Raw genomic sequence first — 24055 nt, 5'->3', positions numbered from 1 at the left:
TCTTAGGCCTCTTATCCCTGAAAAATTCCTTATATCTACTCTCTCATTCACAGTCTTTTAATATTCTTTTAGGTAGCTGAAACTAAATAATAAATACTGATTTATGTAATAAGTTATAGCTACCTTATAACTTATTATACAAACAAAGGTAGTTAATTTCAATACCAATTTTAATTTTTATACCTTTGATAAATTTTGTCTTACTTTTTCAAATAATATTATAGATGTTGCAATTGCCACATTTAATGATTCCGCACCACCCGGCATTGGTATTTTAACCTTTTTATCTGCTAGCGAAAATACTTCTTCACTAATACCATTACCTTCGTTCCCAACTGATAATATTATTTTCCCCTTTAAATCCGCTTCAAAAAAATCTTTAGATTCCTGAAGTGATGTAGCAACTAGACTAAACCCTTCCTCTTTTAATTTCTTTATAAAAGATAGATTCTCATCATCTTGTATTATAGGTACATAAAACAATGACCCCATAGTTGACCTTATAACTTTATCGTTATATATATCTACTGTTCCTTTAGTTAAAATAATTCCATCTACTCCTGCTGCATGAGCAGTTCTAATTATAGTCCCTAAGTTTCCAGGATCCTGAACCTTATCACATAAAAGAAAAAATTCTCCTTTTATGTCCTTTTGCACCTTTTTATCTTTCACAACAGCAATAGCCCCTTGAGGTGTTTCTGTTGATGTTAACATAGCAAATAAATTATTTTTAATTATATAAATATTACTAGTATCAATATACCTATCTAAGTATTCATTTAACTTTTCTTCGCATCCTTCGTTAATTATAAGATATTCTATTTCCATATTAGCTTTAAAAGCTTCTTGAATAAGTCTAAAGCCTTCAATTATATATTTACCTTCTTTTGTCCTATTTCTTCTTTCTTTTAACTTTTTAGTTTCCTTAAATAAATTGTTATCTTTACTTTCTATATTTATCAAAGTCTTATACCTCATTAATTAAGTTTAACTATCATGCCTTCTAGCTTTCTAAGTTCCTCTGCTGATCCAATGGCAACAATTATATCACCTGATTCAACTTTATCTTCTGCTGAAGGAGATATGTTAATTTCTTCACCTTTTTTAATAGCCATTACATTTATTCCATATTCGCTTCTAAGTCTCAATTCATTTAAGTTCTTACCTTGCCACTCATCTAAAGCTCTTATTTCCATTATACTATAATCTGGTGATAGCTCAATGTAATCAAGAATACTTTCTGAAACAAGATTATGAGCAACTCTTACCCCCATGTCCTTTTCCGGTAATACAACTCTATCTGCTCCAATTTTATATAATACCTTTGCATGCAAATCACTATGTCCCTTTGCAATTATATATTTTACACCAAGTTCTTTAACTAATAATGTAACCATTACACTTGCCTGAATATTTGATCCTATAGTTACAATTGCAACATCAAAATTTCTTATTCCAAGAGATCTTAATGCATTTTCATCAGTTGCATCTACTTGAACAGCATGTGTTACATTATCTGAAATTTCTTGTACTAAATCCTCATTCATATCTATTGCTAATACGTCATTACCTAATGCATATAAAGTTTTAGCAACTGATAATCCAAATCTACCTAATCCTATTATTACAAATTGTTTGTTTGCCATATCATCCTATCTCCTGACTTATTAATATTTTCTAGTTATTTTTTAAATTTCCTTACTTTATTTATTATACACTATATTATGAAAAGTATAAGATATTTTTCATAAATTCATATCATTTTTTTACATTCTCTCCATATTATATAAATAGAACCCTGCACTTATGGTGAAGGGTTCTATTTGTAGATTTTTTACACATTTTTTTAAAAATAACAAGCTAATATGCTAGTATATATTTTAATGACTTATATTAAAATATAAAAGAAAATGCGACTTTACAGTCGCATTTAATATGTTACTTATTTAATTGGCTTTTTGCAACTTCTACTAAGTCAGCAAATGCCTTTGGATCATTTATAGCTATTTCAGCTAACATTTTTCTGTTTATGTCTATTCCAGCTAATTTCATTCCATTCATAAATGTTGAGTATGACATACCGCTCATTCTTGTAGCAGCATTTATTCTAACTATCCATAAACTTCTGAAATCTCTCTTCTTTAATCTTCTACCCACGTATGCGTTTCTTAAAGCTCTAATTACTGATTCGTTAGCAGTTTTGAATAGTCTACTTTTTCCACCATAATAACCTTTTGCAGCTTTTAAAACCTTTTTATGGTTTTTACGACTGTTGACGGCTCTTTTAACTCTTGCCATGTTTCAATTCCTCCTATATACATATCTATTTTATAGATATGGTAATAATTTCTTCATTGTTTTTTCTTGAGTTGTTGAAACTAAAGCAGATTTTCTTAAGTTTCTCTTTCTCTTTGAACTTTTCTTAGTTAAGATATGGCTCTTGAAAGCTTTAGCTCTCTTAAGTCTACCTGTACCTGTTTTCTTAAATCTTTTTGCTGCACCTTTGTGCGTTTTCATTTTTGGCATGATAATAATCCTCCTCTCAGATTATGCTTTTTTAGGGCCTACAATCATTGTCATGTTTCTACCTTCTTGTCTTGGATATTTTTCAATTATGCAAATATCTTCTAACTTTTCAAAGAAGTTTTCAAGAATTTTTTTACCCATATGGCCAAGTGTAGCTTCTCTACCTTTGAACCTAACAGTGATTTTAACCTTATCCCCATCTAGTAGGAATTTTCTAGCATTTTTAGCCTTAATAGTAATGTCGTTTTCTTCAATATTCAGACTACATCTGATTTCTTTAAGAACAACTACTTTTTGACTTTTCTTTGCGTCTTTGTCTTTCTTTGCTTGCTCATAGATATGCTTACCTAAATCCATTATTCTACATACTGGCGGTTTAGCAGTTGGAGAAATCATTACCAAATCACAGTCTTTTTCATCTGCAATTTCTTGAGCATCATTAGTTGCCATTATTCCTAATTGGCTTCCATCATGCCCTATAACTCTAATTTCTCTCTCTCTTATGTCTTCGTTACAAATAAATTTTTTACTAATATTTTTCACCTCCGCAAAGTGTACCAAATAAAAAACATAAATAGAATAAAAAGGACGGCGTATTTACGCCGTCCTTTTTATTCTATACTTAATTGGCCACATACGCCAATAATCGTTCTAAAATAAATACCTTACTAAGCTTTATGCCGTAAGGTGAGAAACGGCTCGTTTCCTCTTAACAAAATTTATTTTATCATCGTCAAAGTATATTGTCAATATAATTTTAAAATTTTATTTTAGGTAGGGTGCAAATGCTACACCCCTGGCAATATGATACTCTTTCACCAAAGACACTAGATATAGTTTCTAAAAACTCTTTATTCTCACAATTTTCTTTTCCGTGAATAACAACCTTCTTTGGTACATTAGTTATTAATCCACTTATTATTACATCTTCTATATTAGCATCCGTATCTACTCTACACTCTGCTAATTCTTTCATAAATTCATTAAATATATCATTCCCATTGTCATCTCTAATTGAATAATTCCCATTTTCACCAATACATATATCTATTTCTTCTATTTTACTTTCTTGAATATCAACAAAGTATTTTAATAGCTTTACAAATTCTTTATATTCTTTTTCAACCATATAATTTTCTACTACTTTATCAATTATTTCCTCTATATCTTCTCTTAGGTCTTTCATTCTAAATGTTATGAACCCATTAATATTAATTTCAGTATTTTCTTGTAGACAATCTTGTATTTTTCTTATTACTGTATTCATCTTATTCATATAATATACAAGGTTTTCATTTTTTAAATCTTCTTCACAATACAATACTTTCATTATCTCTTCTTCTACTTCTATAATTTCATCTTGCTTTAAGAAAAAATAAGTATCTATTAAAAAATCAAACATTTCTTTTTCTTTATATTTATCAATTACTATCTTATATAAAATATTGCTAACATATAAATCAATAATTTTTTTAACTTTTTCATTATAACATTCATCATCACAAATAATTTTAATCATATGAATATTTGTTTCTATACTTTCTACTACTCCTATTATTATATTCTTTTTTTTAAGCATAGTCTTTAACTCTTGAATCTCTCTAATAAAATCTAAGTCCTCATTATATACAAGCTTTAGTACGAGCATAGATTTCACTCCCTTCTTAATAATAGTATGTATTAATTTTTTTACTATATTCAAAAATTATTTTAAAACAATCGACAAAAGTATTGTTTTTTCTTTTTTTCAGTATTAATTTTATAATTATAAAATATTGTCAAAGGAGTTTTTACGATGTTTTGTTTTATAGATTATTCTGCCACTCAAAAAGAAATAAAAGCCTTATAACCCCAAGGTTTCGCCTGTATTTTCATACTTAAATGTACTAGCTTACATTCTGCCATTATTGGCTATGTGGACATAGGGTTAGCCCTTTTAGACAAATGTAAAAAAGAAGTAGTAATTCATAAAAATATGGTTGAAAATTTCAATAATTTATTTATATATAAGCGAATAAAATTTCAATAAACAGCTCGTTTTATAAATAGTACATACTCTTGAGCGCTTATTTTTAAAGCTATAGTAAAATATTATATTACCCCTATAGTTATTTTATATAATACGTTACTCCTAGTTAAATGTTGATAATAATATAATTAATTTAAAATTCTAGTTATTTTTCGAAATATATATTAATACTTCCCAAATAAAAAATGATGAAGTAAAATTAGTTCATCATTTTGTAAGTCTTACTCATTTACTATTTTCTCTTTAAATCTAATAATATTTTCTCTAGCATCATTATACTTAATCCCACTCTTTTTTTCTAATATATCAAGTATCCTTAAAACTTCTTCAAACATTCTTTTTTTATCTTCACTAGTTTGACCTCCACGCCCAAGCTTATCACAAGCAAAAAGTAATAATATATCATTAATATTATTTGTTTCTAGTAGCTCTTTTATATTTCCAAAGGGAAGATTTTTAAGTATGTATATGTGATGCATATGAAATTTAACAATTTCAGCTACTTTTTCAGCAAATTTCTCATCTCCAGTTTCTTTAATTAATAAACTTTTAACCATGTTATAACCTTCAGTATCATGATTATACGAAGTCCATCGGCCATTTCTCTTTATAGTTGTAGTAAGCTTACCTAAATCATGTAATAAAGCTGCCCATATAAATTCTCTTTTATTATATGATAAAAACTTCGCAACACTAGCTGCATCAACAACCATACATAAATGATTCCATACATTACCCTCCGGGTGATATTTAAGTTCCTGAGGCGTATTAACTAAATCCCCTAATACTTTAAAACTACTTTCTTTAAACTCTTGTGAATCCTTTAATTTATTTAAAAATTCAGAAGGCTTTTCTAACTGCTGTAAGTTTTTTTCTATTTCTTTAAAGATATTTGTCTCTTTCATAAATATCGCTCCTATTTTTTTATTCAAGGCATTTTTTAAAATAACAAGCTAATATGCCTAAGTTTAGTATTCCAAAAAAAAATAATTTTATTAAGTATCATTTTTAACTTATTACCATAAGATGTTAGAGATTAGTAAAGAAAATAAATCAAAATATGGCGCTATGGCCAAGTGGAAAGGCATGGGTCTGCAACACCCTCATCCCCAGTTCAAATCTGGGTGGCGCCTCCAACTTTAATCTCCCTAATATTATCAATTAATGAACCTAAAAAAAATATCTACTATATTAAATAATTTATAAAATAAAAAAGAAAGAAATCCATATTTGAATGGATTTCTTTCTTTTTTCTTAAAAATATATAATTATCTATTTTAATAAATTTCCAATATCATCTTTAGTAAATTTATATGCAGTATTACAGAAATGACATTTTAATTCTTCTACTTTTCCTTCTTCATATATTTCAGTTAAATCTTTTTTACCAATTGATATTAAAGCCTTTTCTACTTTTTCCCTTGAACAATTACAAGTATAACTTGGCACTGTTTCTTCTAATATTTTCAAATCCATTCCTTCAAAAATAAATTCAATTATTCCTTCAATTGTTTTACCTTCTGATAACATTGTTGTTATTGCTGGAACTTCTTCTAATCTATAAGTTATCATATCTGCTAATAACTCATCAGCATCTGGTAACATTTGAATAATAAATCCGCCAGCTGCTTTAATTGAATTATCTTTATCTACTAACACTCCAAGTGATACTGCTGATGGTGTTTGCTCTGACACAGTGAAGTAATAAGCTAAATCCTCTGCTATCTCCCCTGTTATTAGAGGGACATGTCCAACATAAGGATTTTTCAATCCTAAATCTTTAATAACTATAAATTCTCCTTTTTTACCAATATACCCACCAACATCAAGTTTCCCATCTTCTTTTAAAGGTAAATCAACCTCTGCATTTCCAATAAACCCTTTAACTTTCCCACCTTCATAGGCAGTTACTGTTACGCCTTTAGCCTCACCATCACCATTTATTTTTAAAGTCATTACCTCTTTTTCTGATTTTAATGTGTTTCCAATTAAAGCTCCCGCTGTTAGCATTCTTCCAAAAGCTACTGCTGCAACTGGTGAGCAATTATGTATTTTATTTCCCTCATTAACTAGGTTTGTTGTAACACCTGCAATAATTCTAACCATTCCATCTTTAGCTGTTGCTATTATAATTTTATCTCTCATAATTTCCTCCATCATTTTAAACATATTAATTATTTAAGGAATCTTCAAAAAATAACTAGTAAATATTCTAGTCTTTTTTCGTTGTTTTTTAATAATTAAATATCTTTTTTTACTATGTACATAATTCTTTCACTTTTATCTTGAACTTTTTCTTCAGTATATCCATTATATTTAGATAGTACCTTAAGACCGCATTTTTGAAGCGATTCTTCTATAAAATATTCAGTATAAGCTCTTTCTAAATGTTCCTCTTCAAATCTTTCGTATAACTCTCCTTTTTTAACAAAGAAAGTTAATGACATAGTTAAAAGATCTTCTTCAAAGATATTTTCCCAAGTATAAAACACTTCTTCTTCATTATAAGTATAAATATTGTTCCCTAGAATTTCTGATAATTTATAATAAGAATTAATATCAAAAATAAATAATCCATTATCATTTAAATGCTCTTTTACACCTTCTAAATAACTAATTAAATCTTCTTTTTCTATTATATAATTTGTTGAATCTAATACAGATGTAATAAGATCAAACTTTTTATTAAGATTTAACTTAGCCATATTTTGGCATATTATTTTTCCTTTAATTTTACCTTTTTTAAATTTTTCATAAGCTTCTCTTAACATATCTTCTGATAAATCAACTGCATATATCTCTTTAAAAGACTTTGCAAGTCTAACTGTAACGTTACCCGTACCACAAGCTATATCTAAATAATTATTAAACTCAATGTTGTTTTCAGTGCAAACTTTAAGAATTTTATTAATCATACTATCGTAATTAATATCCTCATTTATAAGCTCGTCATAAATTTTAGCAAATTCACCGTACGCCATATGTCTCCCCCATAAAAATCTTTTTCATATAAGGGACCTTCAAAAAACAACTAATCATATTCCAGTCTCTTTTTCATTATGCTTCATCACCACAACCCTTGCACAGACTCACTATGTGCAGGTTGTGAGTCTTCGCATAACACAAAATACCCTCAGAATATTCAACTTATTATTTTCTTTCAAATCCCTAATTTAATTTCAAAATTCATTTCTATTATATACAATTCTAAAAACTAGTTTAAAGGTAAATTTCACTTTAGTCAATGGCTTATTTCCTGCCTAATATCTCTTCATTTGTTGGAATCTTAAGTTCTTTTTTTCTTCTTGTCATTATTCCTCCAATTCTTCCTGTTTCTTCGGATGTTAATCCACCCCATCCTTCTTTATCTACTTTATCACTTAAACCTAATTCATCTGCTATTTCATATTTAAGTTTTTCCCTAGACATTTCAATTTGAGATAATTCCTTATTAGATTTTATTTTAGATTTTATTATTTTTTTTAATGGTGTTTTGCTCATTTTTTTTAAATACCCCCTATCAAAAAGTAATAATTATATTTTCTCCAAAAATTTATATATTATACAAAAATAATTTACTTGCTCATATAACTATTATTTATTTTTGGTATATACTATTATTAGACTATTGAAATTTTTCTAAATTTTCACTCTAGTAATTATATTGATTATTTGCTATATTGGTATTTAGATAAAATTAAATATTAAGGGGGATTTACAATGTTTAACGTTGCAATTGTTGGGGCTACAGGAAATGTAGGTAGAAAGTTTTTAGAAATATTAGCTGAAAGAGATTTTCCTATTAAGAATTTATATCTTTTTGCATCTAAAAGGTCCGCTGGCCTTAAGCTATATTTTAAAGACAAAGAGGTAATAGTTGAAGAAACTTGCCCTGAAAACATTAATAATAAAAAAATAGATTTTGCACTATTTTCAGCAGGTGGTGATGTTAGTTTAGAATATGCTCCAAAGTTTGCTTCATTGGGAGCAACTGTAATAGATAATTCTAGTGCTTGGAGAATGAACAAGGAAGTTCCTTTAGTTGTTCCTGAAGTTAATCCAGAAGATTTAAAATGGCATAAAGGAATTATTGCTAATCCAAACTGTTCAACTATACAAGCTATGGTACCTTTAAAAGTACTACTAGATAACTTTGGTATTAAAAGAATTGTATATTCAACATATCAAGCGGTATCTGGTGCTGGTGTTGCCGCAATATCAGATTTAGAAAATGGAATACAGGGTGTTGCCCCTAAAATTTTCCCTTATCCAATTGTTGGTAACTGCATTCCTCAAATTGATGTTTTTCTTGAAAATGGATATACAAAGGAAGAAATAAAAATGATTGAAGAAACAAAAAAAATACTTCACAATGAAAATTTAAAAATAACTGCAACAACAGTAAGAGTTCCAGTTTTAAATAGCCATAGTGAAAGCATAAATATAGAATTAGAAAAGAATTTTGACTTAAAAGACGTAGTTAATTATTTTTCAAAAGCAAAAGGCTTAACTGTGTATGACGATCCTAAAGAACTAAAATATCCAACACCACTTGAAATGGCAGGGAAAGATGATGTTTATGTTGGAAGAATTAGACGTGACTTCAGTGTAGATAGTGGTTTAAATATTTGGGTGGTAGCTGATAACATAAGAAAAGGTGCTGCTTTAAATGCAGTTCAAATTGCTGAATTATTAATTAAGTCTAATTAATATAACTAAAATATAAGGAGGATTTAAAATGTCAATTTTTAAAGGTTCTGGCGTAGCTATTATTACTCCCTTTACAGATAAAGGAGTAAATTATCCTAAACTTAAAGAATTAATTGAATGGCATATATCAGAAGGTACTGATGCTATCGTAGTATGTGGTACAACTGGTGAAGCTACAACTATGACTGAGGAAGAAAAAAGAATAACTATAAAATTCACAGTAGATACAGTAAATAAACGAATACCCGTTATTGCAGGTACAGGAAGCAATAATACCCAGCATTCTATTGAAATGAGTAAATATGCGCAAAGTGTAGGTGTTGATGCTTTACTTGTAATTACACCTTACTATAATAAAACTTCTAACTTAGGCTTAATTAAACATTTCAAAGCTATTAATGATGAAGTTAAGACACCTATAATTCTTTATAATGCTCCAGGTAGAACTGGAATGAATATTACACCTATACAACTTAAAGAATTATCAAATCTTAATAATATTGTTGCTATAAAAGAAGCTAGTGGAAATATTAGTCAAGCAATTAAAATGAAAGCACTATGTGGTGATAAAATAGATATTTATTCTGGAGATGATGATCTAATAGTTCCTATAATGTCCATTGGAGGAATAGGTGTTATTTCCGTAGTGGCTAATATCATGCCAAAAGCTATTCATAAGCTATGTAAAAATTATTTAGATGGTAATGTTAAAGAAGCATTAAATATTCAATTAGAAGCGCTTGAGGCTATAAATACACTATTTATAGAAGTTAATCCTATTCCCGTTAAGGTAGCTCTTAATTTAATGGGAAAAGATGTTGGTCCTTTAAGACTTCCTTTATGTGAAATGGAAGATGTTAATCTTGCTAAACTAATAAAGGTACTAAAGACTTATAAATTAATTTAATAGGAGGCTTATTTATATGATAAAAGTTATTTTAAATGGTTGCTCTGGAAAAATGGGTAAAGTAATAACAGAAGTTTCTTCTCAATTTCCAAGCCTTGAAATAATAGGCGGAATTGATAAATATCCTATAGAATGTTCATATCCCATATTTAAAACTTGTGATGATTTAACATTAGAATATGATGTGTTGTTAGATTTTTCTAGATCTGAGGCGTTAAATGATTTATTAATATTAACAGAAAAAACTAAAAAACCAATAGTTCTATGTTCTACTGGTTATACAGAAGAAAATTTAAAGCTAATTGATGAAAAAAGCAAATATCTTCCTATATTTAGATCCGCTAATATGTCTCTTGGAATAAATTTGATTAATTCTTTACTAAAAAAAATAACGCCTCTTCTTTATGGTAATTATGATATAGAAATAGTAGAAAAACATCATAATCAAAAAGTTGATTCCCCAAGTGGTACTGCTCTATTTCTTGCAGATACAATTAAAAACTCTCTACCGGTAGAAACTAACTTTGTTCACGGGAGAGATGGTCAAAAGAAAAGAGAGAAAACTGAAATTGGTATTCACGCAGTTAGAGGAGGTTCTATAGTTGGTGACCACGAAATAATATTTGCTGGTACCGGAGAAGTTATTGAACTTACTCATAAAGCTATTTCTAGAGAGGTTTTTGCAGTAGGTGCATTAAAGGCCTGTGATTATATGGGCACTATTTCAGAACCTGGACTTTATACAATGGATAATATAATAGATTTATAAATAAAAGCGCCTTGGCGCTTTTTTTCTTGCCCATTAATTACTACCTATATTAAAAGAAATTTTAGAGATACTATAAGTATAAGTTTAATATAAAAAAATTTATTAAACTAATTTAATTTTTAGGAGGATTTATTATGGCAAAAGATAGTCAACCAGATAATAAAGAAGCTAGAATGAGAAAATGTAATTATCAAACTCCAATAACACAAGAAAATCAAAACCAAAATAAGAATGCTAAAAAACATTCTATTAAAAAAGAAGGATTTCAAAGCGCACATATAAACTGATTATAAATTTTATATGGGATTACACTCCATATGAAATTTAGAATAATTTATCCAGTACATATAAAAACAGACCAATATATCATGTATATTGGTCTGTTTTTTAAAATTCTTTTATATTATTAAATAGAAAAAGGCTGTTGTTAAAATCATTTTAACAACAGCCTTTTTTAAAATATAAATACTATCCTCTGTAAGCATTCTTAAAGTCAACTTTTCCTAGTGGTGAAATAAGTAAATCTTTAATATCTTCTTTAATAGCTCTTACCTTAGTGTAATAGTATAATGGAATAACTGGCATTTCATCCATTAATATATCTTCGGCATTTCTTAAAGCTTCATATTTCTTAGCTTCATCTGGAGTAGTCTTAGCTTCTTCAATTAAAGCATCGTATTTAGCATTACTATAACCAGCTTCATTATTTCCGCCATTAGTTATCCACATATCTAAGAATGTGATTGGATCTACATAATCTCCACTCCAACCATGTCTTCCTATCATATATTTACCATCTTTTCTTACTTGTTGATATACTTTAAACTCTTGTGAAGAAATTTCAGTTTCAACACCAATTTCTTTCCACACTGATTGTAAGTATTGAGCAACTGCACTATGCACACCCTCTGAATTTATTGACAAGTTGAATTTTGGTAAACCTTGACCATTTGGATATCCAGCTTCTGCTAATAATTTCTTAGCTTCTTCTATATTTCCAGTTGGTTCAATATATTTTTTACTTTCAGCAAAATCTTTACCATCTGGAGTTGGCGCTCCTGGAGGTGTAAATCCTACTGCTGGGACTTGTTGTCCTTTAGTTACATTCTCAACTAAAGCTGTTCTATCAATTGCCACTGAAAGTGCTTGCCTAAACTTCTTATTTCCTAAAGCTTTTACAGCTTCTGGATTTAATGCATCACTGTTGTTTCCAACGTTTAGACACATAAAGTAAGTACCAAACTCTTTAAATACTGCAGCATCTTTATCCTTTAAAGCATTTTCTACTTCTGCAGGTGGAACTTCATTAATCATATCAAATGTTCCTGCTTTAAACTCAGCATAAGAAGTAGTATTTTCTGTAACCATTCTTATATCAATTTTATCTAACTTAACGTTAGCTGCATCCCAGTAATTTTCATTCTTTACTAAAACTATAGCATCTTTCATTCTAAAATCTGTCATTTTGAAAGGTCCATTTGAAATATAACTTTCTGGCTTAGTTGCCCAAGCATCTCCATTAGCTTCAATTATATCTTTTCTTACTGGCATATATGTTGCAAATGCAGTAAGTTGAGTAAAGTATGAAGTCGGAGCAACAAGTTCAACTTCTAAAGTATAGTCATCAACAACCTTAATTCCTACTTGTTCTGCTGTTCCTTTATTAGTATTATACTCTTCTCCACCTTTAATATAGTACAGTTGGTAAGCATAATCTGCTGCTGTCTTTGAATCTAACGCCCTAAGCCATGCATATTTAAAATCATTTGCAGTAACATCTTTTCCATCTGACCATTTAGAATTTTTTCTTAAATGGAATGTATATTTTAATCCATCTGGAGATACATCCCAAGTTTCAGCTACCCCAGGTGCTGCTTTTGAATCCTTATCCATTCTTGTAAGACCGTCAAATGCATTTAATATTATATTTCCTGCATCACTTGCAGTGTTTAATTGTGGATCTAAAGTTTTAGGATCTGCCCCTAAGTTATAGATAACTTGTTGTTTACTCGCTGAACTATCTTTTCCGCCACATCCGGCAAGAACTGATGTTCCAAGTACAAGACTTAGTGCTAAAGCACATAGTTTTTTCATTTTACTTGATTTCATATTTATAGCCTCCCTTTTAAATATTTCTATAATAATTGCACATGCAAATTACTAACTTTTTACTTATTGCTATTTTAAACATCTTTAACTGTATTATTCAAATAGATGACATGCTACAAAATGCCCTGGTTCTACTTCTTTTAACTCAGGGTCAACCATATCACATATCGGCTTAACATATTGACATCTCCCTTTAAATCTACACCCCGGTGGTGGATCTATAGGTGATGGAATATCGCCTTCTAGGATTATTCTCTTACTTGATTTTGACGCTCTAGGATCCGGCACTGGTACTGCTGATAAAAGTGCTTGTGTATAAGGATGCTTTGGCTTTGAATAAACATCATTACTTGGGCCCTTTTCAACCATTCTTCCAAGATACATAACACCTATATGAGTTGATATATGTTTTACCATTGATAAATCATGAGCTATAAATAAATAAGTTAATCCAAATTCTTCTTGAATTTCTTCAAGCATATTAATAACTTGAGCTTGGATTGACACATCTAATGCCGAAATAGGTTCATCACAAACTATAAAGTCTGGTTCAACAGCTAATGCTCTTGCTATTCCTATTCTTTGTCTTTGCCCTCCTGAGAATTCATGAGCATATCTATTTATATGATCTCCATTTAATCCAACTTTATCTAATAGATATCTTATTCTTTTATTTCGCTCTTCGCCTTGTAATATTTTATGAATATCTATAGCTTCACCAATAATATCTCCAACTGTCATTCTTGGATTTAGTGATGCATATGGATCCTGAAATATCATTTGCATATTTTTTCGGAGTGGCACCATTTGTTTTTCACTAAAATTAGTTATATCTTCTCCATTAAAAATTATTTGTCCAGCAGTAGAATTATATAGCTTTAATACAGTTCTTCCCGTTGTAGTTTTACCACAACCAGATTCACCAACTAAACCTAAAGTTTCTCCTCTTTTAATAGTAAAAGAAACATTATCTACAGCCTTTACATAACTTTTCTTTGAAAATATACCTTTATTCACAGGGAAGTATTTACTCAAATTATTAACTTCAATAATTACATCATTTTTCTTTTTCACTATTATTCCCTCCCTATTGGCGATTCAACTTTTGGTGCATTCTCATGACATAGCCAGCACGCAACTTTATGCCCCTCTCCAACAACAAACAGTGGAGGTTGCTTTTCTAAGCATATTTTCATTGAGTAATCGCATCTAGCCGTAAATGGACATCCAACTGGTGGATTTAATAAATCTGGCGGTTGCCCTTCTATAGGTTTAAGTTTTTCCTTAACATCACTCTTTGGATTAGGTATACTATTTAATAATCCCCATGTATAAGGATGACGTCCTCTATAAAAAATATCTTCATCGCTACCAGCTTCTACAACTATTCCACCATACATAACATTTATTTTTGTACAAAGATCTGCAACAACTCCTAAATCATGAGTTATTAATATTATAGAAGTATTTAATTTATCTTTTAAATCCTTCATTAAATCTAATATCTGCGCTTGAATTGTTACATCAAGTGCTGTTGTTGGTTCATCTGCTATAATAAGTTTTGGTTCACAAACCAAGCTCATAGCTATCATAACTCTTTGTCTCATACCACCTGAGAATTCGTGGGGATATTGCTTCATTCTTTTTTCAGCACTTGGCATCCCAACTAGTTCTAGCATTTTACAAGCAACTTCCCTAGCTTCTTTTCTACTTAACTTTCTATGTTTAATAAGTGGCTCAATTAATTGATCCCCAACTGTAAATACAGGGTTTAAAGAAGTCATAGGATCTTGGAATATCATTCCAATATCATTTCCTCTAATTCCTTCCATAACATTTTCATCAGCTTTAGAAATATCTTTTCCATCGAAAATTATTTCTCCACCTGCAATTTTACCGTTATCTGATAATAATCTCATAATTGACATCATTGTTACTGATTTTCCACAACCTGATTCTCCAACTATTCCTATAGCCTCTCCTCTATCTAAATTAAAAGAGACTCCTCTTACTGCGTGTACCTCTCCAATATGTGTTGTAAAGGAGGTCCTCAGATCTTTTACTTCTAATAATCTACTCATTTCTGCTCCTCCTACCTCTTATTTTTAGGGTCAAGTGCTTCTGTTAATCCATCACCCAATAAGTTAAATCCTAAAATAATAATACATATTACTGCGGATGGGAATAATAATTGATATGGATATACATAAATTGATTGCATAGCTTCATTAGCCAATGTTCCAAGTGATGCAAGTGGCGGGTTTAACCCAAGACCTATGAAACTTAAGAAAGCCTCTGTAAAAATAGCTTGAGGTATTAAAAGAGTCATAGTTACTATTATTGATCCTAAGCAATTTGGAATTAAATGCTTAAATAATATTCTAAGTTTTGATGCTCCAAGCGATCTTGCAGCTAATACAAATTCTTGCTCTTTTAACTGAAGAACTTCTCCTCTTACTATTCTAGCCATACCAATCCAATATGAAATGGCAAGTGCCATTATAATTGGACCAAGTCCTCCGGTAGCTTTATCCGGATCATATAACATAGCCATTATGATTACTACATATATTATAGTTGGTATTGAATATAGAATATCAATTATTCTCATCATGATGTTATCAACTTTTCCACCAAAGAAACCTGCTATACCACCATAAACTACTCCAATAACTAAATTTATAATTGCTGCTGCAAACCCTATAATTAATGAGTATCTTGCACCATACATAACTCTAACAAGTAAATCTCTACCTAATGCATCTGTTCCAAACATATGCGCTCCACTAGGTTTTTGATTTACTATGGATAAATCTGTTTGATCAAATTTAAACATACCTAATCCTTTAACTCTCCACAAATCTGGAACTACTAGTGCTAATATTATAATAATAATAAGTACTATTAATGATATTAATGCAACCTTATTACTTTTCAATCTCCTCCAAGCATCACTCCAATATCCAACACTTGGTCTTACTATTGCAGGAACTTTCTTTTCTTCAGCTGTTAGAGGAGTAAATAAACTCTTGTCAAAATCCATTGCTTCTTTCATATCCATACCCCCTTTAACCTTCTGTATTTTCTAGTTTTATTCTTGGATCTATTACTACATATAAAATATCAACTACTAAATTACATATAATAATAAATGTACAATAAAATACAACTAAACCTAATACTGTTGAATAATCTCTATTTGTTACTGACGAAACAAATTCATTACCAAGTCCAGGTATTCCAAATACCTTCTCGACTATAAAGCTTCCTGTTAATACACCCGCTATTAGCGGTCCTAAATATGTAACTATTGGTATTAATGAATTTCTTAATGCATGTTTAAATACAACTGTTTTTTTGCTCAATCCCTTAGCCTTGGCTGTTCTAATATAATCAGCCTTTAAAACATCTAACATTCTACTTCTAGTTAATCTTGTTATGAATGCTAATGAGCTTCCTGACAGCGCAATAACCGGCATTATATAATTTTTCCAGCTGGATAATCCAGTTGCTGGTAACAATCTTAATTCAACTGTAAATATATAAATTAATGTTGCTCCTATAACGAAGCTTGGTATTGTTACTCCTAGTGTTGCAATAAGCATACACAATTTATCTTGCCATTTTCCGATCTTAAGTGCTGATATTATACCAAGTAACACTCCAAGAACTACTGAAAACATAATTGCAGCTCCACCAACCTTAGCCGATGCTGGTAATGATGTTTTTATAGTATCAACTACTTCTCTACCTTTAAAAATCATTGAAACACCAAGGTCTCCCTTTAATAAATTTTTCATATACATTCCATATTGTTGTCCCAAAGATTTATCTAATCCATATTTTTCTTCAAGATTCGCTTTAATTTCTGGTGTCATCTTTTCTCCAGTGAAAGGACCACCTGGCATAGCACGCATCAAAAAAAATGTTAAGGTAACAACTACCCAGATTGTTAAAATACTTGTAAAAATCCTTTTACCTATATACTTCACCATTTGTTTTAACCCCCATTCATGATTCTACATTTTCTGCAAATATAGATATTAATAATTATATTATATTTTAAATTTTTGTCAATGCACTTTAGTAATTTTATATTTGTTATATTATTAAAGCATCAATATTAACCCCTATTATTTTTCAATATGATAATTTCATCTAAATCTATTAGAAACGTTTACATTGACTATTTATCTAGGTTTATGAAAGCTATTAACATGTTTAATTCATTTTTCTTATTATTGTAAATTTAACAAATCAATTTTTATAATTTCTTTTATAAATCCACACTATACGGACATATATATTATTTGTCCGTATTTTACTTCATTATTTATTAAAATTCTACATATAATTATTACATTTTTCTTGTTACTATCGTTTATATATACTATTTATTTGTATCTTTATTTAATTTTATTCATAAACCATTATTTTTTTAAAATTAAGCATTTTTTAAATTAACAAGTCACGATGTTATATATATTTTATACTAGATTACGAGCTTCGCCTGTTATTCTTTTGAATATTCCTTATTAAAAAGCAACTTAAAAAGAAGGGATGAATTTCTTCATCCCTTCTTATCTATATTCATTTATTTATTAAACTGCGCCTTCTTCAGGCATAATAATATCAACTTCATCTTCCTTGCCCACTTTCTCCATTTTAGAAATAGATACTTCATAAGCAATCTTCTTTATAACATCTTCTTCTGTAACTTTTTTTTGGTATTCTCTACTTTGTAGTCTTCCCCATACTCTAATATTATCACCAACTTCAAGATTTTGACAAAATCTTGAATTTCTTCCCCAAGCAATAGTTGGTATATAATCTGATTTATTGTACGCCCTATTAACCGCTAATAAAACATCTGCTATTTCTCTACCAAATGGAGTTGTCCTATATACAGGTTCTTTACATATATATCCATCTAAGAATATTTCATTCGGATTTTTACTTCTTTCTATACAAGGTTCAATGTTTCTCGCAAATACAGTTAATATTAGCTTGTTTGATCCATCTACAAATTTATTATAAGATCTTAATTGTCCTTCTACTATGATATCGTTGCCAATATTTAAATCTAAATTAGCAATTAATCTTTCTGATACAGTTATGTTTAAAACATCTACTGAATCACTTAATCTTGTAACCTCAATTGAAAATGTATAAAACCCTTCCCCATACATTTCATGACTAAAATCTAAGCCTGATATTACTGTTCCCTCTAAATATATTTTATTATTTAACATCAAATTGTCCATCATAATCCCCTCTCCCTTAGTAATTAATTTTATTTTTATATCTGTTTATAATCTTACAATTATATATTTCCATTATAATACATTATAAGTTCCTTTTTCAATATATTTCTAATATTTATTTTTTTCTTTGCTCACCCGTCTCATCAATGTAATAATTTTCATTGTATATCAAATCTCCTACAGGTATAAAGTTATAACCATCTGCTTGAAGCTTATTAATTATTCTATCAAGATTATCAGGTGTATACTTTGCATTATTATGAAAAAGTAAAATTGATCCTGGTTTAACTTTCTTCATTACTCTTTGATACTCCACTTCGCTTCCTAATTGTTTCCAATCAACAGAGTCTGCATCCCACTGAATACACTTATACCCCAGTGTTGTAACTGTATTAAATGACTGTTCATTGTACTCTCCACTTGGAAATCTAAACAACTTTGGTTTTATTCCTATTGTTTCTTCTATAATTTTATCTGTCTTATCTAGTTCTTCTTTAATTCTATCCTTTCCTATTTTAGTGAAAATAGGATGTATATAACTATGACTTGCTATCTCATGTCCCTCCTTGTATATTTTTAATAATTTTTCCTTATTTTCAGGTGTATAATTTACCCATCCTCCCATAATAAAAAATGTACCTTTTACATTATATTTATCTAATACTTCTAATATGCTGTAAAGATAATCGGTTTCCGCCCAATTTATGTCAATTGTTAAAGAAATCGATTTATCTTCCCTCTCAACTCTAAATATAGGTTGCTCCTCAGTGATATTTAGAAATACTTCAGTGCTGCTATTCTTCATCATTAACGAAGAAATCATAACTCCGCATATTAATGCTAATGATATAAATATTTTATTTTTTCTTTTCATATATTCAACCTTTTTTACATTGATTATAATCATTAATATTCTTTTTATATAATATTAATGACTATAATATTCCACTTTGTAAATTTTATGATATAATTAAATAGATACTTTCGAATATGGAGGTTTATTATGTACGAAAACTCAATTGAGCTTGCAGAAAATAAGTTACTTGTTTTATATGTTATTAAAGCATTAAAACATCCAATCTCTAATACTCAACTAACTGAAATAATATTAGAGAATAATTTCATAAATTACTTTACACTTCAACAATATGTTAGTGAACTTGTTTTATCTGACTTTTTGAAATACCAAGTAATGAATGAGAAAAACCTTTTAACACTAACCGAAAAAGGTGATAGTGTTCTCTCTTTCTTTAATGGAAGAATTTCATCAATAAAAAAGAAAGTAATCGATGACTACCTTCTTTCAACTATTGATTCAATAAAAAGAGAACTTACTATTCACAGTGATTACACTATAGTTAAGGATGACACCTTCATAGTTGATCTTAAAGCTCTAGAAGATGAAAATCTTCTTATGGAGATTAAAGTATCGGTTCCCTCTAAAAAGCAAGCAGCTTCTTTATGCAGCAGGTGGAAAGAGAACCCTACAGACCTTTATACTAAAATCATAAATTCATTGTTTAACGATGAAATTTAACATAGTGCCATAGCATTAGGTTCAACACCTACCGCTATGGCTTTTGTTAATTTGTTATCTAAATTTAAAACTATTACTTTACTTCTTAAATAGTCTCCTATAAGTAAATTGTTTCCATATTTCAAAATCCCTTTTGGCATTCCACCTACAATTATATTATCAATTTCCATACCTAAACTAACATCTACAACGCTTATGCTTCCATCATTAAAATTAGAAATATATAAAAGCTTACCATCATCCCATATATCCATAGGTGATTTTCCAACCTTTATTCTTTTTAAAGATTTAAAATCTTCTAATGAAAATACTTCTATATATCCACATTTAATATCTCCAATATAGCTTTCACAAACGTAAAACTTATTCTCATCTTTTGAAATTCTTATTTGTGTTGGATATTCTAAAGTTTTTATATTAGCAATTTCTTTATTAATATTAGCATCTATTATACTTACATTATTGCCTTGAAGATTAGATACCAATATCAATCCCTTACTTTTTGCTAATTCTATATTATGCGGCCATAATCCAGTTGGCAATTTAAATACTATTTTTTTTTCAATTAAATCATAGACAATAATTGCATTAGCGTCTCCACAAGCTATATATAATCTATTATGATAATATACTAAGTCATTAGGATATGGTCCAATATAAAAGTTATCTATTTCAATTAATGTTTCTTTTTCTATTATAGATATACTATTATTATAATTATTAGCTGTGTACATTAGATTCTCATTTAAACATATCCCTTGCGGGCCTATTGGCTTTTCACCTATTTTCAGCACCAAATTTTCTACAGAAAAATCTTTAATATTAATTTTAGAAATGGAATCTGATCCTGTATTACAAACAAATAAAGATTTCATTTTTGCACCTCCGTAGGATAAAACCTATATATTCTTTAATATATTCAAATATCGATAAAATGTGACTTACTATTCATTTTGATTTTTTCTAATAAGGGAATAAATAATTATTTTTTTAAAGATCCTTAATCAGCCTTTAAATATTTTCATTTTAACTATATAATATTTTTATCTAGTTTATTTAAGTCACTTGAAAAAATAACTAAATTAGGGACATAACATTTGAATGTTCATTATACAAGGAGGAATATAAATTTGTTTATATTTAAAACTAAAGGAGTTTGTTCAACTGAAATACGCTTGGATGTAGAAGCTAACAAAATTAAATCTGTAGAATTCATTGGAGGATGTGCCGGTAACGCGCTTGGAATAGGCAGCCTTGTAACAGGCATGGAAATAGACCAAGCTATTAATAAATTAAAAGGAATAAAATGTGGATATAAAGACACTTCCTGCCCTGATCAACTAGCAAAAGCCTTAGAAGAATTCAATCATAGTTATAATTAAAATATATAAAAAGAAATCTCAGCTTATTTAAAGCTGAGATTCCTTTTTATAATTTTTTTATTATTGTTCTCATTCCACCTACCATATAAAGAGATCCACACGCAACAATAATATCATCTTCTTTTGCTATTTCTAACGCTTTATTTAAAGCATATTCATATTTTTCAAAGGCAATACAATTCTCATTATATTTTAAAACCTCATTTTTTAAATCTTCTGCAAGTTCTGCTCTTATGGAATTTGGAGTTACAGCATAAACTTCCTTTGCCATAGGTGTTATAACTTTGATCATTTCCTCTACATCTTTATCAGCTAAAATGCCTAATATTAAATATATATTTTTATATTTAAAGTATTTTTCTATATTTTGTTTAAGTGTTGTTATCCCTTGAATATTATGAGCTCCATCTAGAACAACTAATGGAGATTTTTTCATAACTTCTAAACGCCCATTCCAACACACATCTTCTAAACTTTTTTCCAATATTTCCTTGGAAATTTTTACCTTTTTATTTTTTTCTAAAAGTTCTATTGCTTTTATGGCTAATGATAAATTTAATATTTGATGTTCTCCAAGTAATGGTAATTTTATATTATATTCAGCCTTTATTCCTTTAATCTTTACCTTTTGATAAGGTTTTTCTTCTTGTAATATTTCTATTAATTCACTATCTATTTCATTTATTATATGCAAAGGAGCATTTAATTCCTTACATTTACTTTTTATAACTTTTAACACTTCTTCTTCTTGTGGAAATATTACAACCGGTACACATTCTTTAATTATTCCAGATTTTTCTCTAGAAATTTTAGTTAAAGTATTTCCTAAAATATTTGTATGATCATAGCTTATAGATGTAATAATTGATATTATTGGTGTTATTACATTAGTTGAATCTAATCTTCCACCAAGTCCGACTTCTATTACTCCAAAATCAATATTTTCTTTATAAAAATATAAAAACATCAGACAAGTTATTATTTCAAATTCTGTTGGATGATTATATCCTTCTTCAATAACTTTATCTACAGCTATTTTTAACTCATCCATTAAATTAGCTAACTTTTCTTTTGGAATATTAACTCTATTTATTTGTATTCTTTCTTCAAACTCTTCAAGAAATGGTGACGTGTACATTCCAACTTTATATCCATTTCCCATTAGTATTTTGCTAATCATGGCAGTTGTTGATCCCTTACCATTAGTTCCTGCAATATGTATTAGTTTAATCTTATTTTGAGGATTACCTAATAACTCTAATAATCTAAAAGTTCTTTTAAGTCCATAGTTTGAACCAAAGTTACCTACCTCTGTTATATATTTCATTGCATCTTCATATTTCATTACTTTTACCTCATTAAATCTTTCTACTAAATTTAGTTATTTTTTCAAACTTTCTATATTTCTAATTTACTTACTATAATAATATAAATTGCAAAATAATAAAAGTCATAATAAATTTCTATTATTATATATGTATTTATTTTTTTTATTTTTTCATTTATAATTAAAGAGTTGAAAGAAGATAACAAATTATATTACTAGGAGAAATTGAATGAACAATTTAAATACCATACTTGATTTACAGCTTAACACTGTTAGTTTGTTTTGTATCGATGAAGAAAAACTAATAGCTTTAAAATCGGAAGATTATTATACTCAAAGCAATTTGTATTTTTGGCTTATAAATAAATCTTATAAATTAGAAAAAGAAAATAAAACTGATGAATTGGCCTATTGTCACTATTTAATATCTTATTATATTTTTATTATACTAACTCCTTTATGTTATGAAGAGTTAGCCTTTACTCATAGCTTTACAGCCACTAATCTAAGCTCAGATATTAAATACAAAGAATGGCTTCTTGTGTTTGGAACATTACCAAATAATTTTATGAAGGTTTATGATATATTAAAACTTGCAGAAGAAGTTCTTAAAATTAATTCAGAAAGCATTATAGCTAATACCATAATTGAAATGTATTAGCACTCCGAAGGAAAGAGTTGTTATTAAAAATTAACAACAACTCTTTTTTTAGATTTCAATAAAATTTATATGTTTTTATCCTGCCATTCTTCTCTAAATATGGCCATCCTTATTTCATCATGATATTTTCCATTTCTAAATATTTCTTTTTTAAATGTTCCTTCTTCTTTAAATCCAACTTTTTTATAACATGCTTTTGCTCTTTCATTAAATCCAAATACAGATAGTTTCACTTTTTCCATGTTTAATTCCTCAAATATAAACTTTATAAGTATATTTAACGCATCTGTACCATACCCCTTACTCCAATAATCCTTATCACCAATCATAATTCCTATAGTACAATTTTTATTTTTAATGTTTGCTTCATTAATGCTACACCCACCAATATATTTTCCATCTTTTAAATCACAAACAGCAAAATCATAAGTAAAATCCGCTCCTGCTTTTCTACTTTTCACCCATGCTTCCTCTTCCCATTTAGTCATTGGAAAAGGTACCCCTAGACACAAGAATTTTTTAATTTCTTCATCATTTATAAAATTAGTAGCAATTTCTATATCCTCTTCTTTATATGCCCTAAGTTCTACTAGCTTTCCTTTATACATTTTTTCTCCCCCTTTTTCAATATATATAAGCTGAAATAAAATAATAAATCAAAAATTCTTACTAGTTATTTTTTTAAGATCCTATATATAATCTATAGATTTTTATTACTGTAAATTATACCCTATATATATTATTATGTAAATAAGTCATTTCACAAAAAATAATCCAATGTGTACTTCCACTTTACATTGTTTTTTAACATACTAAAAACAACTAAGGCCCTAA

The 24055-nt window shown here is 28.6% G+C and carries 27 protein-coding genes, 1 tRNA gene and 1 other annotated feature (1 of these 29 only partly in view); of the genes, 8 read left to right on the top strand and 20 right to left on the bottom strand.

Annotated features, from left to right (window positions below):
• Positions 1–60, bottom strand: a binding site (T-box leader) (it extends 161 nt beyond the left edge of the window).
• A gap of 117 nt (positions 61–177) precedes the next feature.
• From J1C67_RS14235 to J1C67_RS14205, 7 genes are all read right to left on the bottom strand, one after another.
• Positions 178–963 (bottom strand): TrmH family RNA methyltransferase, encoded by a 786-nt coding sequence (locus J1C67_RS14235; RefSeq protein WP_167864945.1) that lies wholly within the window; start codon positions 961–963, stop codon positions 178–180.
• A 14-nt stretch (positions 964–977) separates the two neighbouring features.
• Positions 978–1646: a potassium channel family protein gene (locus J1C67_RS14230; protein WP_089965565.1), complete on the bottom strand. Its 669-nt coding sequence runs from the start codon at positions 1644–1646 to the stop codon at positions 978–980.
• Positions 1647–1938: 292 nt separating this feature from the next.
• A complete protein-coding gene (gene rplT / locus J1C67_RS14225; RefSeq protein WP_089965563.1) occupies positions 1939–2298 on the bottom strand; it encodes a 50S ribosomal protein L20 in 360 nt (119 codons plus the stop codon).
• 30 nt (positions 2299–2328) lie between these two features.
• Positions 2329–2526, bottom strand: a complete 198-nt coding sequence (gene rpmI, locus J1C67_RS14220) for a 50S ribosomal protein L35 (RefSeq protein ID WP_089965560.1) — start codon at positions 2524–2526, stop codon at positions 2329–2331.
• A 21-nt stretch (positions 2527–2547) separates the two neighbouring features.
• Positions 2548–3069, bottom strand: a complete 522-nt coding sequence (gene infC, locus J1C67_RS14215) for a translation initiation factor IF-3 (RefSeq protein WP_185169404.1) — start codon at positions 3067–3069, stop codon at positions 2548–2550.
• Between the two features lie 214 nt (positions 3070–3283).
• The gene (gene ytxC / locus J1C67_RS14210; protein ID WP_167867266.1) at positions 3284–4174 is read right to left on the bottom strand and encodes a putative sporulation protein YtxC; all 891 of its coding nucleotides are present in this window, start codon (positions 4172–4174) and stop codon (positions 3284–3286) included.
• Between the two features lie 602 nt (positions 4175–4776).
• The gene (locus tag J1C67_RS14205) at positions 4777–5460 is read right to left on the bottom strand and encodes an HDIG domain-containing metalloprotein (RefSeq protein ID WP_167867267.1); all 684 of its coding nucleotides are present in this window, start codon (positions 5458–5460) and stop codon (positions 4777–4779) included.
• Positions 5461–5617: 157 nt separating this feature from the next.
• Here J1C67_RS14205 and J1C67_RS14200 point away from each other — a divergent pair.
• A tRNA-Cys gene (locus J1C67_RS14200) sits at positions 5618–5691 on the top strand.
• A gap of 136 nt (positions 5692–5827) precedes the next feature.
• Here J1C67_RS14200 and hslO read toward each other — a convergent pair.
• The 3 genes from hslO to J1C67_RS14185 all read right to left on the bottom strand — a co-directional run bounded on the left by hslO (position 5828) and on the right by J1C67_RS14185 (position 8056).
• Complete coding sequence (gene hslO, locus J1C67_RS14195) at positions 5828–6700, bottom strand: Hsp33 family molecular chaperone HslO (RefSeq protein ID WP_167867268.1); 873 nt, start codon at positions 6698–6700, stop codon at positions 5828–5830.
• 95 nt (positions 6701–6795) lie between these two features.
• Positions 6796–7536, bottom strand: a complete 741-nt coding sequence (locus J1C67_RS14190) for a class I SAM-dependent DNA methyltransferase (RefSeq protein WP_089971457.1) — start codon at positions 7534–7536, stop codon at positions 6796–6798.
• 268 nt (positions 7537–7804) lie between these two features.
• Positions 7805–8056: an alpha/beta-type small acid-soluble spore protein gene (locus J1C67_RS14185; RefSeq protein ID WP_089971454.1), complete on the bottom strand. Its 252-nt coding sequence runs from the start codon at positions 8054–8056 to the stop codon at positions 7805–7807.
• A gap of 219 nt (positions 8057–8275) precedes the next feature.
• On the opposite strand from J1C67_RS14185, the gene J1C67_RS14180 reads away from it, so the two are divergent.
• The 4 genes from J1C67_RS14180 (at position 8276) to J1C67_RS14165 (ending at position 11228) form a co-directional block, all read left to right on the top strand.
• Complete coding sequence (locus tag J1C67_RS14180; RefSeq protein WP_089971451.1) at positions 8276–9265, top strand: aspartate-semialdehyde dehydrogenase; 990 nt, start codon at positions 8276–8278, stop codon at positions 9263–9265.
• A gap of 28 nt (positions 9266–9293) precedes the next feature.
• A complete protein-coding gene (gene dapA / locus J1C67_RS14175) occupies positions 9294–10172 on the top strand; it encodes a 4-hydroxy-tetrahydrodipicolinate synthase (protein ID WP_089971448.1) in 879 nt (292 codons plus the stop codon).
• Positions 10173–10188: 16 nt separating this feature from the next.
• The gene (gene dapB, locus J1C67_RS14170) at positions 10189–10941 is read left to right on the top strand and encodes a 4-hydroxy-tetrahydrodipicolinate reductase (protein WP_089971445.1); all 753 of its coding nucleotides are present in this window, start codon (positions 10189–10191) and stop codon (positions 10939–10941) included.
• Between the two features lie 134 nt (positions 10942–11075).
• Entirely contained in the window at positions 11076–11228 is a 153-nt protein-coding gene (locus tag J1C67_RS14165; protein ID WP_167867269.1) for a hypothetical protein, read from the top strand.
• 181 nt (positions 11229–11409) lie between these two features.
• Here the strand turns inward: J1C67_RS14165 and J1C67_RS14160 are convergent, their stop codons facing one another.
• The 7 genes from J1C67_RS14160 to J1C67_RS14130 form a co-directional block, all read right to left on the bottom strand.
• Positions 11410–13050: a peptide ABC transporter substrate-binding protein gene (locus J1C67_RS14160; protein WP_089971443.1), complete on the bottom strand. Its 1641-nt coding sequence runs from the start codon at positions 13048–13050 to the stop codon at positions 11410–11412.
• A 93-nt stretch (positions 13051–13143) separates the two neighbouring features.
• Entirely contained in the window at positions 13144–14127 is a 984-nt protein-coding gene (locus J1C67_RS14155; RefSeq protein ID WP_423231038.1) for an ABC transporter ATP-binding protein, read from the bottom strand.
• The gene (locus J1C67_RS14150; protein ID WP_089971437.1) at positions 14127–15131 is read right to left on the bottom strand and encodes an ABC transporter ATP-binding protein; all 1005 of its coding nucleotides are present in this window, start codon (positions 15129–15131) and stop codon (positions 14127–14129) included. Before J1C67_RS14150 ends, J1C67_RS14155 begins: the two co-directional genes overlap by 1 nt.
• 11 nt (positions 15132–15142) lie before the next feature.
• Positions 15143–16105 (bottom strand): ABC transporter permease, encoded by a 963-nt coding sequence (locus tag J1C67_RS14145; protein WP_089971434.1) that lies wholly within the window; start codon positions 16103–16105, stop codon positions 15143–15145.
• A 13-nt stretch (positions 16106–16118) separates the two neighbouring features.
• Complete coding sequence (locus J1C67_RS14140) at positions 16119–17045, bottom strand: ABC transporter permease (RefSeq protein WP_089971432.1); 927 nt, start codon at positions 17043–17045, stop codon at positions 16119–16121.
• 606 nt (positions 17046–17651) lie between these two features.
• The gene (locus J1C67_RS14135; RefSeq protein WP_089971476.1) at positions 17652–18314 is read right to left on the bottom strand and encodes a single-stranded DNA-binding protein; all 663 of its coding nucleotides are present in this window, start codon (positions 18312–18314) and stop codon (positions 17652–17654) included.
• A 115-nt stretch (positions 18315–18429) separates the two neighbouring features.
• On the bottom strand, positions 18430–19188 hold the full coding sequence (locus J1C67_RS14130) for a polysaccharide deacetylase family protein (RefSeq protein WP_089971429.1): 759 nt from the start codon (positions 19186–19188) through the stop codon (positions 18430–18432).
• Positions 19189–19317: 129 nt separating this feature from the next.
• Between J1C67_RS14130 and J1C67_RS14125 the strand changes: the two genes are divergently transcribed.
• Positions 19318–19851, top strand: a complete 534-nt coding sequence (locus J1C67_RS14125; protein WP_089971426.1) for a DUF4364 family protein — start codon at positions 19318–19320, stop codon at positions 19849–19851.
• Here the strand turns inward: J1C67_RS14125 and J1C67_RS14120 are convergent.
• Positions 19848–20726, bottom strand: a complete 879-nt coding sequence (locus J1C67_RS14120; protein ID WP_089971423.1) for a YncE family protein — start codon at positions 20724–20726, stop codon at positions 19848–19850. The genes J1C67_RS14125 and J1C67_RS14120 overlap by 4 nt on opposite strands.
• Before the next feature lie 255 nt (positions 20727–20981).
• Between J1C67_RS14120 and J1C67_RS14115 the strand changes: the two genes are divergently transcribed.
• The gene (locus tag J1C67_RS14115) at positions 20982–21233 is read left to right on the top strand and encodes a TIGR03905 family TSCPD domain-containing protein (RefSeq protein ID WP_089971420.1); all 252 of its coding nucleotides are present in this window, start codon (positions 20982–20984) and stop codon (positions 21231–21233) included.
• Between the two features lie 46 nt (positions 21234–21279).
• On the opposite strand, the gene J1C67_RS14110 is transcribed toward J1C67_RS14115, so the two are convergent.
• Positions 21280–22578, bottom strand: coding sequence for a bifunctional folylpolyglutamate synthase/dihydrofolate synthase (locus tag J1C67_RS14110; RefSeq protein WP_167867270.1), 1299 nt, complete (start codon positions 22576–22578; stop codon positions 21280–21282).
• 211 nt (positions 22579–22789) lie between these two features.
• On the opposite strand from J1C67_RS14110, the gene J1C67_RS14105 reads away from it, so the two are divergent.
• Positions 22790–23221: a hypothetical protein gene (locus J1C67_RS14105; protein ID WP_089971414.1), complete on the top strand. Its 432-nt coding sequence runs from the start codon at positions 22790–22792 to the stop codon at positions 23219–23221.
• Between the two features lie 65 nt (positions 23222–23286).
• Here J1C67_RS14105 and J1C67_RS14100 read toward each other — a convergent pair whose 3' ends face one another.
• Complete coding sequence (locus tag J1C67_RS14100; protein ID WP_167867271.1) at positions 23287–23829, bottom strand: GNAT family N-acetyltransferase; 543 nt, start codon at positions 23827–23829, stop codon at positions 23287–23289.
• Positions 23830–24055: the final 226 nt, after the last annotated feature.

The sequence above is a fragment of the Clostridium gasigenes genome, from assembly GCF_017348895.1.
Lineage (GTDB): Bacteria > Bacillota > Clostridia > Clostridiales > Clostridiaceae > Clostridium > Clostridium gasigenes.
The sequence above is the reverse complement of the archived record's forward strand: the minus strand, read 5'-3'. Positions and strand labels throughout refer to the sequence as shown.

What these genes read in the sequence shown, in the direction of transcription:
- J1C67_RS14230 (WP_089965565.1), bottom strand. Translation starts at nt 1,646, where the DNA reads ATGGCAAACAAACAATTTGTAATAATAGGATTAGGTAGATTTGGATTA.
- rplT (WP_089965563.1), bottom strand. Translation starts at nt 2,298, where the DNA reads ATGGCAAGAGTTAAAAGAGCCGTCAACAGTCGTAAAAACCATAAAAAG.
- rpmI (WP_089965560.1), bottom strand. Translation starts at nt 2,526, where the DNA reads ATGCCAAAAATGAAAACGCACAAAGGTGCAGCAAAAAGATTTAAGAAA.
- ytxC (WP_167867266.1), bottom strand. Translation starts at nt 4,174, where the DNA reads ATGCTCGTACTAAAGCTTGTATATAATGAGGACTTAGATTTTATTAGA.
- J1C67_RS14205 (WP_167867267.1), bottom strand. Translation starts at nt 5,460, where the DNA reads ATGAAAGAGACAAATATCTTTAAAGAAATAGAAAAAAACTTACAGCAG.
- hslO (WP_167867268.1), bottom strand. Translation starts at nt 6,700, where the DNA reads ATGAGAGATAAAATTATAATAGCAACAGCTAAAGATGGAATGGTTAGA.
- J1C67_RS14190 (WP_089971457.1), bottom strand. Translation starts at nt 7,536, where the DNA reads ATGGCGTACGGTGAATTTGCTAAAATTTATGACGAGCTTATAAATGAG.
- J1C67_RS14185 (WP_089971454.1), bottom strand. Translation starts at nt 8,056, where the DNA reads ATGAGCAAAACACCATTAAAAAAAATAATAAAATCTAAAATAAAATCT.
- J1C67_RS14180 (WP_089971451.1), top strand. Translation starts at nt 8,276, where the DNA reads ATGTTTAACGTTGCAATTGTTGGGGCTACAGGAAATGTAGGTAGAAAG.
- dapA (WP_089971448.1), top strand. Translation starts at nt 9,294, where the DNA reads ATGTCAATTTTTAAAGGTTCTGGCGTAGCTATTATTACTCCCTTTACA.
- dapB (WP_089971445.1), top strand. Translation starts at nt 10,189, where the DNA reads ATGATAAAAGTTATTTTAAATGGTTGCTCTGGAAAAATGGGTAAAGTA.
- J1C67_RS14165 (WP_167867269.1), top strand. Translation starts at nt 11,076, where the DNA reads ATGGCAAAAGATAGTCAACCAGATAATAAAGAAGCTAGAATGAGAAAA.
- J1C67_RS14160 (WP_089971443.1), bottom strand. Translation starts at nt 13,050, where the DNA reads ATGAAATCAAGTAAAATGAAAAAACTATGTGCTTTAGCACTAAGTCTT.
- J1C67_RS14150 (WP_089971437.1), bottom strand. Translation starts at nt 15,131, where the DNA reads ATGAGTAGATTATTAGAAGTAAAAGATCTGAGGACCTCCTTTACAACA.
- J1C67_RS14145 (WP_089971434.1), bottom strand. Translation starts at nt 16,105, where the DNA reads ATGAAAGAAGCAATGGATTTTGACAAGAGTTTATTTACTCCTCTAACA.
- J1C67_RS14140 (WP_089971432.1), bottom strand. Translation starts at nt 17,045, where the DNA reads ATGGTGAAGTATATAGGTAAAAGGATTTTTACAAGTATTTTAACAATC.
- J1C67_RS14135 (WP_089971476.1), bottom strand. Translation starts at nt 18,314, where the DNA reads ATGGACAATTTGATGTTAAATAATAAAATATATTTAGAGGGAACAGTA.
- J1C67_RS14130 (WP_089971429.1), bottom strand. Translation starts at nt 19,188, where the DNA reads ATGAAAAGAAAAAATAAAATATTTATATCATTAGCATTAATATGCGGA.
- J1C67_RS14125 (WP_089971426.1), top strand. Translation starts at nt 19,318, where the DNA reads ATGTACGAAAACTCAATTGAGCTTGCAGAAAATAAGTTACTTGTTTTA.
- J1C67_RS14120 (WP_089971423.1), bottom strand. Translation starts at nt 20,726, where the DNA reads ATGAAATCTTTATTTGTTTGTAATACAGGATCAGATTCCATTTCTAAA.
- J1C67_RS14110 (WP_167867270.1), bottom strand. Translation starts at nt 22,578, where the DNA reads ATGAAATATGAAGATGCAATGAAATATATAACAGAGGTAGGTAACTTT.
- J1C67_RS14105 (WP_089971414.1), top strand. Translation starts at nt 22,790, where the DNA reads ATGAACAATTTAAATACCATACTTGATTTACAGCTTAACACTGTTAGT.
- J1C67_RS14100 (WP_167867271.1), bottom strand. Translation starts at nt 23,829, where the DNA reads ATGTATAAAGGAAAGCTAGTAGAACTTAGGGCATATAAAGAAGAGGAT.